Source organism: Streptomyces sp. NBC_01446, from assembly GCF_026340095.1.
Classification (GTDB): Bacteria; Actinomycetota; Actinomycetes; order Streptomycetales; family Streptomycetaceae; genus Streptomyces; species Streptomyces aureus.
In genome coordinates, this window is record NZ_JAPEPO010000001.1 from 4,490,264 (window position 1) to 4,503,832 (window position 13,569).

The 13,569-nt window shown below is 70.1% G+C and carries 13 protein-coding genes and 1 pseudogene; 5 read left to right on the forward strand and 9 right to left on the reverse strand.

Annotated elements, in window-relative coordinates; translation table 11 throughout:
• Window positions 1-3: 3 nt before the first annotated feature.
• Both OG456_RS20250 and OG456_RS20255 read right to left on the reverse strand, forming a co-directional pair.
• A complete protein-coding gene (locus tag OG456_RS20250) occupies window positions 4-2,403 on the reverse strand; it encodes a cation-translocating P-type ATPase (RefSeq protein WP_266562964.1) in 2,400 nt (799 codons plus the stop codon).
• 145 nt (window positions 2,404-2,548) lie between these two features.
• Window positions 2,549-2,815, reverse strand: a complete 267-nt coding sequence (locus OG456_RS20255; protein ID WP_266562970.1) for a DUF2530 domain-containing protein — start codon at window positions 2,813-2,815, stop codon at window positions 2,549-2,551.
• Between the two features lie 190 nt (window positions 2,816-3,005).
• Here OG456_RS20255 and OG456_RS20260 point away from each other — a divergent pair, with 190 nt between their 5' ends.
• On the forward strand, window positions 3,006-4,451 hold the full coding sequence (locus OG456_RS20260; protein WP_266562972.1) for an NCS2 family permease: 1,446 nt from the start codon (window positions 3,006-3,008) through the stop codon (window positions 4,449-4,451).
• A gap of 70 nt (window positions 4,452-4,521) precedes the next feature.
• Here OG456_RS20260 and OG456_RS20265 read toward each other — a convergent pair whose 3' ends face one another.
• On the reverse strand, window positions 4,522-4,704 hold the full coding sequence (locus tag OG456_RS20265) for a ribbon-helix-helix protein, CopG family (RefSeq protein WP_266562974.1): 183 nt from the start codon (window positions 4,702-4,704) through the stop codon (window positions 4,522-4,524).
• Between the two features lie 154 nt (window positions 4,705-4,858).
• Here OG456_RS20265 and OG456_RS20270 point away from each other — a divergent pair, with 154 nt between their 5' ends.
• Window positions 4,859-5,296, forward strand: coding sequence for a MarR family winged helix-turn-helix transcriptional regulator (locus tag OG456_RS20270; protein ID WP_100595753.1), 438 nt, complete (start codon window positions 4,859-4,861; stop codon window positions 5,294-5,296).
• 68 nt (window positions 5,297-5,364) lie between these two features.
• Window positions 5,365-6,708: an MFS transporter gene (locus tag OG456_RS20275; RefSeq protein WP_266562976.1), complete on the forward strand. Its 1,344-nt coding sequence runs from the start codon at window positions 5,365-5,367 to the stop codon at window positions 6,706-6,708.
• A 16-nt stretch (window positions 6,709-6,724) separates the two neighbouring features.
• Here OG456_RS20275 and OG456_RS20280 read toward each other — a convergent pair.
• Window positions 6,725-7,257 (reverse strand): annotated as a pseudogene (locus OG456_RS20280) (GNAT family N-acetyltransferase).
• 17 nt (window positions 7,258-7,274) lie between these two features.
• Here OG456_RS20280 and thpR point away from each other — a divergent pair.
• Window positions 7,275-7,844 (forward strand): RNA 2',3'-cyclic phosphodiesterase, encoded by a 570-nt coding sequence (gene thpR / locus OG456_RS20285; RefSeq protein ID WP_266562978.1) that lies wholly within the window; start codon window positions 7,275-7,277, stop codon window positions 7,842-7,844.
• A 161-nt stretch (window positions 7,845-8,005) separates the two neighbouring features.
• Here thpR and OG456_RS20290 read toward each other — a convergent pair whose 3' ends face one another.
• A complete protein-coding gene (locus tag OG456_RS20290; protein ID WP_266562980.1) occupies window positions 8,006-9,001 on the reverse strand; it encodes an aldo/keto reductase in 996 nt (331 codons plus the stop codon).
• Between the two features lie 30 nt (window positions 9,002-9,031).
• Window positions 9,032-9,724 carry a GDSL-type esterase/lipase family protein gene (locus tag OG456_RS20295; RefSeq protein ID WP_266562982.1) on the reverse strand — a complete coding sequence of 231 codons (693 nt, stop codon included), beginning with the start codon at window positions 9,722-9,724 and terminating at the stop codon, window positions 9,032-9,034.
• Window positions 9,725-9,793: 69 nt separating this feature from the next.
• Here OG456_RS20295 and OG456_RS20300 point away from each other — a divergent pair, with 69 nt between their 5' ends.
• Window positions 9,794-10,768 carry a WD40 repeat domain-containing protein gene (locus OG456_RS20300; protein ID WP_266562984.1) on the forward strand — a complete coding sequence of 325 codons (975 nt, stop codon included), beginning with the start codon at window positions 9,794-9,796 and terminating at the stop codon, window positions 10,766-10,768.
• A gap of 50 nt (window positions 10,769-10,818) precedes the next feature.
• Here the strand turns inward: OG456_RS20300 and OG456_RS20305 are convergent, their stop codons facing one another.
• From OG456_RS20305 to OG456_RS20315, 3 genes are all read right to left on the reverse strand, one after another.
• Entirely contained in the window at window positions 10,819-11,001 is a 183-nt protein-coding gene (locus OG456_RS20305) for a hypothetical protein (RefSeq protein ID WP_266562986.1), read from the reverse strand.
• Between the two features lie 64 nt (window positions 11,002-11,065).
• Window positions 11,066-12,184: a phosphoserine transaminase gene (serC, locus tag OG456_RS20310; protein WP_266562988.1), complete on the reverse strand. Its 1,119-nt coding sequence runs from the start codon at window positions 12,182-12,184 to the stop codon at window positions 11,066-11,068.
• A gap of 152 nt (window positions 12,185-12,336) precedes the next feature.
• A complete protein-coding gene (locus OG456_RS20315) occupies window positions 12,337-13,548 on the reverse strand; it encodes a cytochrome P450 (RefSeq protein ID WP_266562990.1) in 1,212 nt (403 codons plus the stop codon).
• Window positions 13,549-13,569 lie beyond the last annotated feature (21 nt).

The following is a 13,569-nucleotide window of genomic DNA, read 5'->3' on the forward strand; positions in this document are numbered from 1 at the left end:
GTCCTAGACGGGAAAGCGGCGGTCGACCCAGCGCCACAGGAATTCCAGGGCGACCGCCGCCACCCCCGCGATGCCGACCGCCGTCCACGGCATCGACGCGCCCACCAGCTTCAGTGCGAAGAAGTCCTGGAGCCACGGCACCACGAGGACGAGCAGGAACGCCGCGCCCATCGCGGCCACCAGGCACACCCGCCACCACGTGTAGGGCCGCGCGATGATGGCGAGGACCCACATCGAGACGAGGAACAGCGTCAGCGTCGCCGAACTGGTCTCGGCGTCGAGCGCGCCGGAGCCCGTGTAGTAGTGCCGGGCGATCATGTACGTCACGAAGGTGGCGGTCCCGGCGACGACGCCCCCGGGGATCGCGTACCGCATCACCCGCTTCACGAACTGCGGTTTGGCCCGCTCCTTGTTGGGCGCGAGCGCAAGGAAGAACGCGGGGATGCCGATCGTCAGCGTCGACAGCAGCGTCAGGTGCCGCGGCAGGAACGGGTACTCGATCTGGAAGCAGACCACGAGGACGGCGAGCAGCACCGAGTAGACCGTCTTGACCAGGAACAGGGACGCGACGCGCGTGATGTTCCCGATGACGCGGCGGCCCTCGGCGACGACCGACGGCAGCGTGGAGAAGCTGTTGTTGAGGAGCACGATCTGCGCGACGGCGCGGGTCGCCTCCGAGCCCGAGCCCATGGAGACGCCGATGTCGGCGTCCTTGAGGGCGAGCACGTCGTTCACTCCGTCGCCCGTCATCGCGACCGTGTGCCCGTGGGACTGGAGCGCACCGACCATGTCGCGCTTCTGCTGCGGGGTGACGCGGCCGAACACCGTGTTCTCGTCGAGGGCCTTGGCCATCCCGGCCTGGTCGGCGGGGAGCGTGCGGGCGTCGACCGTGTCCTGCGCGCCCGCGAGGCCCAGCTTCCCGGCGACGGCGCCCACCGACACCGCGTTGTCCCCGGAGATGACCTTCGCGTGGACGTCCTGGTCGGCGAAGTACCGCAGCGTGTCCGCAGCGTCGGGCCGCAGCCGCTGTTCCATGGCGACCAGGGCGACGGCCTCGGCGCCCTCCTTGACCGCCGGGTCGTCGAGGTCGCCACGGGCGCGGGCGAGCAGCAGGACACGCAGGCCCCGGTGGTTGAGCTCTTCGGTCTCGGCGAGCACCGCGTGCCCGGCCGGCAGGAGGACGTCGGGCGCGCCGAGCAGCCACGCGCTGGTGGTGCCGTCGCCCTCGCTGAACGCGGCGCCGCTGTACTTGCGGGCGGAGGAGAAGGGCAGCGACTCGGTGCAGCGCCACTCCTCACTGTCGGGGTAGGCGTCGATGATCGCCTGGAGCGAGGCGTTGGGCCGCGGGTCGGACTCGCCGAGCGCACCGAGGACCTTGCGTACGTAGCCCTCGTCGGCGCCGCCGAGCGGGCGCAGCTCGGTGACGTCCATGCCGCCCTCGGTGAGGGTGCCCGTCTTGTCGAGGCAGACGGTGTCGACGCGGGCGAGACCCTCGATGGCGGGGAGTTCCTGGACGAGACACTGCTTGCGGCCGAGGCGGATCACGCCGATCGCGAAGGCGACGGAGGTGAGCAGGACGAGTCCCTCGGGGACCATCGGCACGATGCCGCCGACGGTCCGCGCGACGGAGTCCTTGAAGTCGTTCTGCTTGACCACGAGCTGGCTGATGACGAGGCCGATCGCGGTCGGGACCATCATCCAGGTGACGTACTTGAGGATGGTGGAGATGCCGGTACGCAGCTCGGACTGGACGAGGGTGAAGCGGCTGGCCTCCTCGGCGAGCTGCGCGGCGTAGGCCTCGCGGCCGACCTTCGTGGCGGTGAACGCGCCGCCGCCGGCGACGACGAAGCTGCCGGACATGACCTGGTCGCCGTGGTGCTTGACGACGGGGTCGGCCTCGCCGGTGAGCAGGGACTCGTCGATCTCGAGCCCGTCGGTCTCGGCGCACACGCCGTCCACGACGATCTTGTCGCCCGGCCCGATCTCGATCAGGTCGCCGAGGACGATGGCGGAGGTGGAGATCTCGGTGGCGCGCCCGTCGCGCCGGACCGTCGGTTTCGCCTCGCCGATGACGGCGAGTGAGTCGAGGGTCTTCTTGGCGCGCATCTCCTGGATGATGCCGATGCCGGTGTTCGCGAGGATGACGTAGCCGAAGAGGCTGTCCTGGAACGGCGCGACGAACAGCATGATCAGCCAGAGGACGCCGATGATCGCGTTGAACCGCGTGAAGACGTTCGCGCGGATGATCTCGGTGGTGGAGCGGGAGCTGCGGACCGGTATGTCGTTGACCTCGCCGCGCGCGACGCGCTCGGCCACCTCGCCGGTGGTGAGCCCCCTCGCCCGCTGGGGGAGCGGCACCGGGTGGACCGGGTCCAGCTCGGAGCCCGCGTCGATGTGCGTCATGCCAACGACAGTACGGGCGGATTTGCGGCTTCACCCCTCGGGTGCGCCAAAGATCCGACCCGGGGAGGACGTGGAGGGGCGGGGGCCGGTCCCGTGGTGGTAGGCGGCCGACGCGCCGGCCGCTGCTCGGGTGCCGGGCCGGCCGCTACTCGGTTGCCGGGCCCGCTTCGGCGGCCGCGCGCTTGAGCGCCGCGTCGCGCCCCCGTACGTACCAGATGCCGATGAGCCCGAGTCCGGCGCCGGCCAGGCAGGTCCACACCCACCAGGTGTGGCCGTGGTCGTCGAACCAGCCGTAGAACGGCAGCTGCACCAGGAAGAGGACGAACCACAGGATCGTGCCGCCCGTGATGGTGGCGACCACGGGCCCTTCAAGGGGCTCGGGTGCCTCGTGCTTGGGGGTCCACTTCTCCATGGGCACAGCTTACGAGGAGCACGAAACGACGTCTTCAGTCGCCCCGGACCCCTTACGGGTCAAGGGTCTACGCGCGGAGATAGCGAATTCTTGCTCATATGTTCATACTGAAACGGCCTGAGTCTGGCCACTTCTGTTCGTAGAAAACGCCAAACAGCGCCCCCGTCAGCACACGATTCAGAGGTCATCCATGTCCAGCTCGGCCCCCGCACCGGTCGATCTCATCGAGCCGCCGTCGGCCCCCAAGAACGGCCTCGACCGCTACTTCAAGATCTCAGAGCGGGGCTCGTCGGTCAGCCGGGAGATCCGCGGCGGCTTCGCCACCTTCTTCGCGATGGCCTACATCATCGTGCTGAACCCGATCATTCTCGGCAGCGCGAAGGACATGTACGGGCACCAGCTCGACAACGGTCAGCTGGTCACCGCGACCGCGCTCACCGCCGCGTTCACGACCCTGCTCATGGGTGTCATCGGCAACGTCCCGATCGCGCTCGCCGCCGGCCTCGGCGTGAACACCGTCGTGGCCCTCCAGCTCGCCCCCCGCATGTCGTGGCCGGACGCGATGGGCATGGTCGTCCTCGCGGGCTTCGTCGTGATGCTCCTGGTGGCGACCGGTCTGCGTGAGCGCGTCATGAACGCCGTGCCGCTCGGCCTGCGCAAGGGCATCGCGATCGGTATCGGCCTGTTCATCATGCTGATCGGCCTGGTCGACTCGGGCTTCGTCTCCCGCATCCCGGACGCCGCGCACACCACGGTGCCGCTCCAGCTCGGCAGCGACGGTCACCTCAACGGCTGGCCCGTCCTCGTCTTCGTGCTCGGCGTGCTGCTCACCCTCGCGCTGATCGTGCGCAAGGTGCCGGGCGCCATCCTGATCTCCATCGTCGTCATGACGCTCGTCGCGGTGTTCATCGACGCGGTCGCCAACGTCCCGAGCTGGGGCCTGACGACGCCCAAGTGGCCCGGCAACCCGGTGGAGATGCCGGACTTCGGTCTGGTCGGCCAGGTCAGCCTGTTCGGCGGCTTCGACAAGGTCGGCATGCTGACCGGCATCCTCTTCGTCTTCACCGTGCTGCTGTCGTGCTTCTTCGACGCGATGGGCACGATCATGGGCGTCAGCGACGAGGCCAAGCTGACCGACAAGGACGGTCAGATGCCCGGCATGAACAAGGTCCTCTTCATCGACGGCATCGCCGTCGCCGCGGGCGGCGCCTCGTCCTCGTCGGCCACCACCTGCTTCGTGGAGTCCACCGCCGGTGTCGGCGAGGGCGCCCGCACCGGTTTCGCCAACGTGATCACCGGCGGTCTCTTCGCCGTCGCGCTGTTCCTCACGCCGATCGCCACGATGGTCCCGTCCCAGGCCGCCACGCCAGCGCTGCTCGCGGTGGGCTTCCTGATCCTGTCGGGGTCGATCGGGGCCATCGACTGGAGCGACTACACGATCGCCATCCCGGCCTTCGTGACGATGCTGATGATGCCGTTCACGTACTCGATCACCAACGGCATCGGGATGGGCTTCATCAGCTTCACATTGCTGCGGGTCGCGGCGGGCCGCGCCCGTTCGGTGCCGGTCGCGATGTACATCGTCGCGGGGGTCTTCGCCTTCTACTACCTGATGCCGGCGCTGGGCCTGACCTGAGCGCCCTGAAGGGGCGCCAGGGGCGCGGGGAACCGCGCGACCAGCCACAGACGGCCCGCAGGCGGAGGGGTCACGCCGCCCCGTAGAACTTCTCTGTCTCCTCGACGGACGTCGCGAAGCGTTCGTCGAAGTCGTCTCGAATGAGCGTCCGGACCACATAGTCCTGGACGCTCATTCCTCTTTTGGCGGCGTGGGTCTTGAGCCGGTCGAGCAGCTCACCGTCCATCCGCAGGCTGAGCACTGTCGATCCCATGCGCAACAGGGTCGCGGGCCGCTGTCCACCCGCGTGTCACTTTTCGTGGCCACGTCACTCATACGGGTGACGGAGGGGCTCGCGGAGGATTCAGTGGGCGGAGTCATGGGAACCCGAGTGGTCTTTAGAAAGAGTAATGAGTTAAGCTAAGGACATGCCGGACCTCTCCCATGGCGACGACGCAGCCGCAGTGAACGCCCTGCGCTCAGCGGTGATGCGCCTGTCGCGCCGACTCAAGCACCAGCGGGTCGACGAGTCGCTGAGCCCCACAGAAATGTCGGTGCTCGGCACCCTCGCCCGCTGCGGCAGCGCGACTCCGGGCGAACTCGCCCGCAAGGAGCACGTGCAGCCGCCGTCGATGACCCGCATCGTCGCGCTGCTCGAGGCCAAGGGGCTCGTCCGGCTGGAGCCGCATCCCGAGGACCGGCGACAGAAGGTCGTCACCTCCACCGAGCAGGCCGAGGCCATGCTCGAAGAGAGCCGCCGCAAGCGCAACGCGTGGCTGGCCTCGCTCGTGGAGAACCTGGACGAGGACGAGTGGGCCAAGATCCGCGCCGCCGCCCCCGTCCTGGAGAAGCTCGCCCACCTGTAAGCCCCCCTGCCATGCCCCTCGGGGCGTCGTCGACCTGCCTTCACGGCCGCCAAGGAGGCGAACCCGCATTGAGTACGGGATCCGGAGCAGACTCCGCCCCCGCACCAACCGCCCTCGACAAGACCGACCGCCCCCGCAAGAGCTCGATGTTCAGCTCGCTGAAGATCCGTAACTACCGGCTCTTCGCGACCGGGGCCGTCGTTTCCAACACCGGCACCTGGATGGCCCGCATCACCCAGGACTGGCTGGTGCTCAGCATCACCGGCTCCTCGGCGGCCGTCGGTATCACCACCGCCATGCAGTTCCTGCCGATGCTCCTGTTCGGCCTCTACGGCGGCGTCATAGCCGACCGCTTCGCCAAGCGGAACCTCCTGTTCGTCACCCAGGGCGCCATGAGCCTGTCCGGGCTCTTCCTCGCCGCGCTCACCCTCACCGGGAACGTCCAGGTCTGGCACGTCTACCTCGCGGCCTTCTTCACCGGCCTCGTCACCGTCGTCGACAACCCGACCCGCCAGTCCTTCGTCTCCGAGATGGTCGGCCCCGACCAGGTCCGCAACGCGGTCAGCCTGAACTCGGCGAACTTCCAGTCGGCACGCCTGATCGGTCCCGCGGTCGCGAGTGCACTCACCGCTGCCGTCGGTCCGGGCTGGGCGTTCCTCGCCAACGGACTGTCCTTCCTCGCACCGCTCACCAGCCTCTGCCTGATGCGCACCCGTGAGCTGCACCACACCCCGCGCGCCCCGCGCGGCAAGGGCCAGCTCCGCGAGGGCCTCGACTACGTCTCCAAGCACCCCGAGCTGATCTGGCCGATCGTCCTCGTCGGCTTCGTCGGCACCTTCGGCTTCAACTTCCCGATCTGGCTGAGCGCCTACGCCGACGACGTCTTCCACGGAGGGGTCGGCATGTACGGCGTGTTCAACACGCTCATGGCCCTCGGCTCGCTGGCCGGTGCGCTGCTCGCCGCGCGGCGCCGCTCCACCCGGCTGCGCGTCCTCGCGGGAGCCGCGGTCGGCTTCGGTGTCCTGGAGGTCGTGGCCGCGTTCGCGCCCGACGTCTGGGTCTTCGCGCCGCTGATCGTGCTGCTCGGCATCCTCGGCCTCACGGTCAACGTGACCGCGAACTCGTCCGTCCAGATGGCCACCGACCCCGAGATGCGGGGCCGCGTCATGTCGCTGTTCATGATGGTGTTCACGGGCGGTACGCCGCTCGGCGGGCCCCTGTTCGGCTGGATCGCCGACCAGTACGGGGTCCGGATCAGCTTTGCCCTCGGCGGCCTCGTGTGCGCCACGGCCGCGGTCGGCGTCGGACTGATGCTGGCCCGCGCCGCGAACCTGCGGCTCAAGCTCGACCTGCGCCGCGGACAGCAGCACGTGCAGTTCGTACCGCGCGAGCAACTGGCCACGGCGGCCTGAGCCGAGGGGCCGGCCGTCAGACGCGCCGGGCCAGGACCTGGCCCGGCCAGATGCCGTCGGGCCCGATGAACGTCGCGGTGCGGACGAAGCCGTTCGCCTCGTAGAACGCGACGAGCTTGCCGTCGTCGCCCGCGTAGCAGTCGACGCGCAGGAGCGGAACGCCGGCTGGGGGTCCCCCCATGCTCTTCTGGCTATGGGGGAGCGTTTCGTCTACGGCGTGGGCGAGCAGCGCGGCGCCCGCCCCGCTGCCGTGCCGGGCCGCGAGCAGATGGACGTCGCGCTGCGCTCGGGCTCACCGGCCGGCTCCACGTACGAGCCGGGTCCCTCGGAGAGCGTGAGCGTGCCGACCGGGGTGCCGTCGACCTCGGCGATCCATGGCCGGCCCTTGGCCACGTACTCCTCGACCATCGCCACGGCCTGTGGACGCTGCGACCACGGCCTCTCGCCCCACTGCCCCGTGCGCCCCTGTGACACCAGCCACTCCATGGCGCCGTCGAACAGGCCGACTATGGCCGGGATGTCCGCGGTACTGCCCTTTCTGATCTCCATGCGGGGACACTAATCCCGTGAGACTTTTCGCAGCAGTGCTTCTGCCGGACGAGGCGGTGGCCGAACTGGGGCGTGCCGTCGACCAGTTGACGGGTTCCGAGGGGGCCGAGGGCCTGCGCTGGACCGGCCCCCCGGGCTGGCACTTCACGCTGGCCTTCTACGGCGAAGTGCCCGACGAGACCGTGCCCGAGCTGTCGCGGCGCCTGGAACGGGCCGCGGCCCGCACCGCGCCCTTCCCGCTCGGCCTGCGCGGCGGCGGGCACTTCGGGGACCGGGCCCTGTGGGTGGGCGCGGCCGGTGACGTGGCGGCGCTGCGGCGGCTCGCCGAGCGGGCCGGGGCGGCGGCCCGCAAGGCAGGCCTCGACACGGAGGAGCACCGCCCCTACCGGCCGCACCTCACGCTGGCCCGCGGTTCCGGCGCCGTCCACCTCACGCCGTACGCGGCCGCCCTCGACACCTTCACCGGTGAACAGTGGACGGTCGGCGAGCTGGCACTCGTCCGCAGCCGGCTGCCGGCGTCCGGGGTGCGCGGCGAGCGGCCCCGCTACGAGAAGGTCGGCGGCTGGCCTCTTTCGGCCACGGGTTAATCTCGAAGGGTGGACCCGAAGAGCCGTAACCGGATCATGGCCGTTGTGCTGGTACTGATGTTCGCCGTCGTCGCAGTGGCGGCCGCGGTCGGAAAGTGACCGCGGCCGCGCCGCGCCGTACCCGCGGCCGCACTGCTGCCAGGCCGGGCGAGGCCCCGGCTCTACCAGGCGAACGCCTCCGGTGAAGGGCCAGGGCCGGGGAAGATCTCGTCCAGGCCCGTGAGGACCTCCTCGCTCAGTTCCAGCTCGACCGCGCGCAGTGCCGAGTCGAGCTGTTCCGAGGTGCGCGGGCCGACGATGGGCCCGGTGATGCCGGGACGGGTCAGCAGCCAGGCCAGCGCCGCCTCGCCGGGCGCGAGGCCGTGCTTGTCGAGCAGGTCCTCGTAGGACTGGAGCTGGGCGCGCGTCTCCGGGTTCGCGAGCGCGTCCGCGGCCCGGCCGCTCGCGCGACGCCCGCCCTCGACCTCCTTCTTGATGACCCCGCCCAGCAGACCGCCGTGCAGCGGCGACCAGGGGATGACCCCGAGGCCGTACTCCTGCGCGGCCGGGATGACCTCCATCTCGGCGCGGCGCTCCGCGAGGTTGTAGAGGCACTGCTCGCTGACGAGACCGAGCGTGCCCCGCGCGGCCGCCTTCTCGTTGGCCTGGGCGATCTTGTAGCCGGGGAAGTTCGACGATCCGGCGTACAGGATCTTGCCCTGCTGGATCAGGACGTCGACGGCCTGCCAGATCTCCTCGAAGGGGGTCTCGCGGTCGACGTGGTGGAACTGGTAGATGTCGATGTAGTCCGTCCCCAGCCGCTTGAGGCTGGCCTCGACGGCGCGGCGGATGTTGACCGCGGAGAGCTTGTCGTGGTTGGGCCAGGGCGAATCGGTGCCCGCGCCGGCCATGTTGCCGTAGACCTTCGTGGCCAGGACCGTCTTGTCCCGCCGGTCGCCGCCCTGGGCGAACCAGCTGCCGATGATCTCCTCGGTACGGCCCTTGTTCTCGCCCCAGCCGTAGACGTTGGCGGTGTCGAAGTAGTTGATCCCCGAGGCCAGCGCCGTGTCCATGATCGCGTGGCTGTCGGCCTCGTCGGTCTGCGGACCGAAGTTCATCGTGCCGAGAACGAGCCGGCTGACCTTGAGTCCTGTGCGTCCGAGCTGCGTGTACTTCATGAGTGCCCAGCCAACGGCGTGGAGTGGACTCTAGGCAAGGCCCCCGGGCCGGGCGTTCAGCGGACCCCACGCCTGCCGCATCGCACGGGCGAACGTGTCCGCGAGCTTGCGCTCACCGCTCGCGTTCGGGTGCGTGCCGTCGTACGTGTCCCCGTGGATGTCGTACGACTCCGGCACCGACGCGAGGAGCAGGGGAGAGCGGCCCGAGTCGAGGTCGGCGACCGCCTTCGCGAGGAGCGTGTTGAAGTGCGCGACCTCCGCGGCGAACGGCGCGTCAGTCTCGGCGCGCACGTTCGGTATGACCGGCAGCATGACCATCCGCACCCGCGGGTTCGCGGCGCGGGCGCCGGCGACGAAGCGGCGCACGTTCTGCGCGGTCTGCTCCGCGTTCGTGTAGAAGCCGAGATCGATCAGGCCGAGCGAGATGAGCAGGACATCGGTGCGGGCGAGCGCGACCGCCTCCTCGATGACGGGCGCCATGTGCAGCCAGCCCTCGCCCCAGCCCGCGAGATGGGCGCGCGGGAACGCGGGGTCCGCGTCCGCGTAGTCGTGCGACACCGCGGCGTTCGCCGTCTTGTCGTAGAGCGTCTCGCGCGGCCCGGCGATCTCGAACGCGCCGTCGCCGTACGCGGCCCGCAGATGCTGCCACATCCGGTAACGCCAGGTGAGTTCGCCCGCGCTGCCTATCGTCATGGAGTCGCCGACGAATGTGAACCTGAGCATCCGCTCATCATCGCGGATCGCGGGCGGGCGAAGTGTGTGACGCTGAGCACGCCCTGGCAAGCTGGGGGCATGCGTTCGTTTCTGGGTGCGGCCGGAGCCGCCGTCGTTCTCGCGTTCGGTGCCACCGCTCCCGCCGTGGCGGACGACCCCGGCAGCGACGGGTTCACCATCAAGGACCCCCGCATCACCGAGTCCAGCGGCCTCGCCGCGTCCCGGATCCACCCGGGCATCTACTGGACCCACAACGACAGCAGCGACGGCGCGTACCTGTACGCGATCGACGGCAGGACCGGCAAAACCGTCGCCACCCTCACCCTGACCGGCGTCGGCGCCCCGCGCGACGTCGAGGCCATCTCCATCGGCCCCGACAACAACCTCTACGTCGGCGACATCGGCGATAACCTCGGCGGCAAGTGGTCCCACGTGTGGATCTACAAGCTGCCGGAGCCGAAGGAACTGCGCGACCAGACCGTGCGGGCGACGCAGTTCACCGTGCAGTACGCGGACGGGCCCCGCAACGCCGAGGCGCTGATGGTCCATCCGAAGACCGGACGCGTCTACATCGCCGAGAAGAACGAGGACGGCGGCGGCCTCTACGAGGGCCCCCGGAACCTGTCCGCGTCGGGCACGAACGTCTTCCGCCGCATCTCCGGCATCAACCTGTGGGTGACGGACGGCGCGTTCTCGCCCGACGGCAAGCACCTCGCCCTGCGCGGCTACTTCGGCGGGATCTCGTACGCCTGGAAGGACGGCAAGCCCGAGCGTGAGGGGCAGTTGAACGTGCCGATGCAGCCCCAGGGCGAGTCCGTCACGTACACCGCCGACGGGAAGACGCTGCTCTACGGGAGCGAGGGCCGGGGCAGTTCGGTGGAGCCCGTACAGGCCGGCGACGGGTCCGGCGACGACTCGAAGTCGCCCTCGGGGAGCGGTGATTCGGGCGACGGACCCATCGACACGGGGCTCAGCGCGAGTGCGGTCGGGCTCGTCGTCGTGGTCATCGCCGTCTTCGGGATCGGGCGGCTGCTGAGGCGGCCGAAGAAGTAGCGCAGCCGGGCCGGCCGGGCTGCCATGCACCGATCGCCGCGCGCCGATGATCACTCCTCCAGGACCCGTACCTCGTAGTGCAGCGTCCTGTCCCGCTGCACCTTGTGCGCCGGCGGGACCGCGACGCCGTGCATCACCGGGTGCTTGTGGCGGAGCAGCTTCGCCGCGTGCTTCGCCTCCTCGCCGTCCTCGTCGAGGAGGCGGACCCGGGCCTTGAACTCGGGGCCTGTCACCCTCTACGCCGATGGGGCGCCCGGCGGAAGTGCCGGGCGCCCCATCCTCGTAGAACCGGTGTGACTAGAGCTTTTCGATCACGTAGTCGATGCACTTCGTGAGTGCCTCGACGTCCGCCGGGTCGATCGCCGGGAACATCGCGACGCGCAGCTGGTTGCGGCCCAGCTTGCGGTACGGCTCCGTGTCGACGATGCCGTTGGCGCGCAGCACCTTGGCGACCGCGGCCGCGTCGATCTCGTCCGAGAAGTCGATCGTGCCGATGACCTGCGAACGCTTCGCCGGGTCCGTGACGAACGGCGTCGCGTGCTTCGAGTCCTCGGCCCAGCTGTACAGGCGCGTCGAGGAGTCCTTGGTGCGGGCCGTCGTCCAGGCCAGACCGCCCTGGCTGTTCATCCACTCCAGCTGCTCACCGAGCAGGAAGAGCGTCGCGAGCGCCGGGGTGTTGTACGTCTGGTTCTTGCGGGAGTTGTCGATCGCCGTCGGCAGCGAGAAGAACTCCGGGATGTGGCGGCCCGACGCGTGGATGCGCTCGGCGCGCTCCAGGGCGGCCGGCGAGAACGCCGCCAGCCAGAGGCCGCCGTCCGACGCGAACGACTTCTGCGGAGCGAAGTAGTAGACGTCTGTCTCGGCGATGTCGACGGGCAGACCGCCGGCGCCGGAGGTCGCGTCCACCAGGACGAGGGCGCCCTCGTCGGCACCCGCCACGCGCTTGATCGGGGCGGCGACACCGGTGGAGGTCTCGTTGTGCGTGAGGCCGTACACGTCGACGCCCGCCTCGGCCTGCGGCTCGGGGTGCGTGCCGGGCTCGGAGGCGATGACGGTCGGCTCGGCCAGCCACGGGGCCAGCTTCGAGGCCTTCGCGAACTTGGACGAGAACTCACCGAAGTTCAGGTGCTGCGACTTGTTCTCGATCAGGCCGTGCGTCGCCACGTCCCAGAAGGCGGTGGAGCCGCCGTTGCCCAGGATCACCTCGTAGCCCTCGGGGAGCTGGAAGAGGTCCTTGACCCCTTCGCGCACCCGGCCGACCAGGTTCTTCACCGGGGCCTGGCGATGGGAGGTGCCGAGCAGGGACGTGCCGGTGGCGGCCAGGGCGTCCAGCGCCTCCGTGCGCACCTTGGAGGGGCCCGCGCCGAAACGTCCGTCGGCGGGCTTGATGTCAGCGGGAATCTGGATCTCAGCCACGGGGCGAGCCTAGCGGCTCGCGGGAGCCTGGAATCACCGTGTCCGCCCGGTGAGACTCACGGTCCCGCCACAAGGTCTCCGCCCCGGCCCCCGCTCCTCTCCTCAAACGCCGGAGGGGCTGGAACGGCACCCCGGCACCCCGGCGCCTCGAATCAGCCGAACAGCCGTACCGGCAGCTCGAACAGGTCGTTCTGGGTCACCACCGGCTTGTGGCGCAGGGCCGTGGGCGGGACGGCGAGGGCGAGGGCGGGGAAGCGGGCGTAGAGCGCGGGCAGCGCCACCGCCGCCTCCAGGCGGGAGAGCGCCGCCCCCGGGCACACGTGCGGGCCGTGGCCGAACGAGATGTGGCGGTTCGGGGAGGTGCGGGTGATGTCGAAGTCACCCGCGCTGGGGCCGTGGGCGGCCTCGTCCCGGCCGATCGCCCCGTACGACACGATCAGCGCGTCGCCCTTCGCGATCACCTTGTCGCCGACCGGTACGTCCTCGGCGGCGAAGCGGATCAGGACGTGCGACGTCGGTGTGGAGTGGCGCAGCGTCTCCTCGACCACGGCCTCCCACGGCACCTCGCCGGAGAGGACCTGGGCGAGCTGCTCGGGGTGGGCGGACAGGTTCACCACGGCGTTGACGATCAGCGAGATCGTCGTCTCGTGGCCCGCCGCGACCATGAGCTGGAGCGTGGAGACGATCTCCTCGTCGGTGAGCCGGTCGCCGTCGTCGCCCGCCGCCAGGATCAGCGCGCTCGTCAGGTCGTCGCCGGGCTCGGAGCGCCGGGCCGCGACCGTGGCCGCCATGATCCCGGCCAGCTCCGTCAGCGTCGCGACGACCTCCGCGGGCGGGGTCTGCGTCGAGAAGAACTTCTCGAACAGGACCTTCAGGCGGGGCAGCGCCGAGTCGTCGATGCCCATCAGGTCGGCGATCACGTACATGGGGAGGGGATAGGCGAACGCGGCCTTGAGGTCGACGGTGGTGCCGTCCTTGGGCAGGGCGTCCAGGAGTTCCTCGGTGCGCCGCGCGATCCGGTCGCGCATCAGCTCCACCCGGCGGGGCGTGAGGGCCTGCGCGACGAGCGTGCGCAGTCTGCGGTGGTCCTCGCCGTCGACCGTCAGCATGGAACGGCCCGGGTTGGCGAGACCGATCAGCGGCCAGTCGGCCGGGATCTCGCCGCGCCGCCACGCGTCCCACACCTCGATGTCCTTCACCAGGCGCCGGTCCGTGAGGAGTTGACGTGCCTCCGCGTGGTGCGTGACGGCCCATACGGGTACGCCGCCCGGCAGCTCGGCCTCGGCGAGGGGCCCCGCGGCGCGCAGTGCGGCGCTCTCGGCGTCAAGGTCGGTGACGAACGGGTCGAGGGCTATGCGGGGCATGGGAGTTGCTCCTGTCGTGGC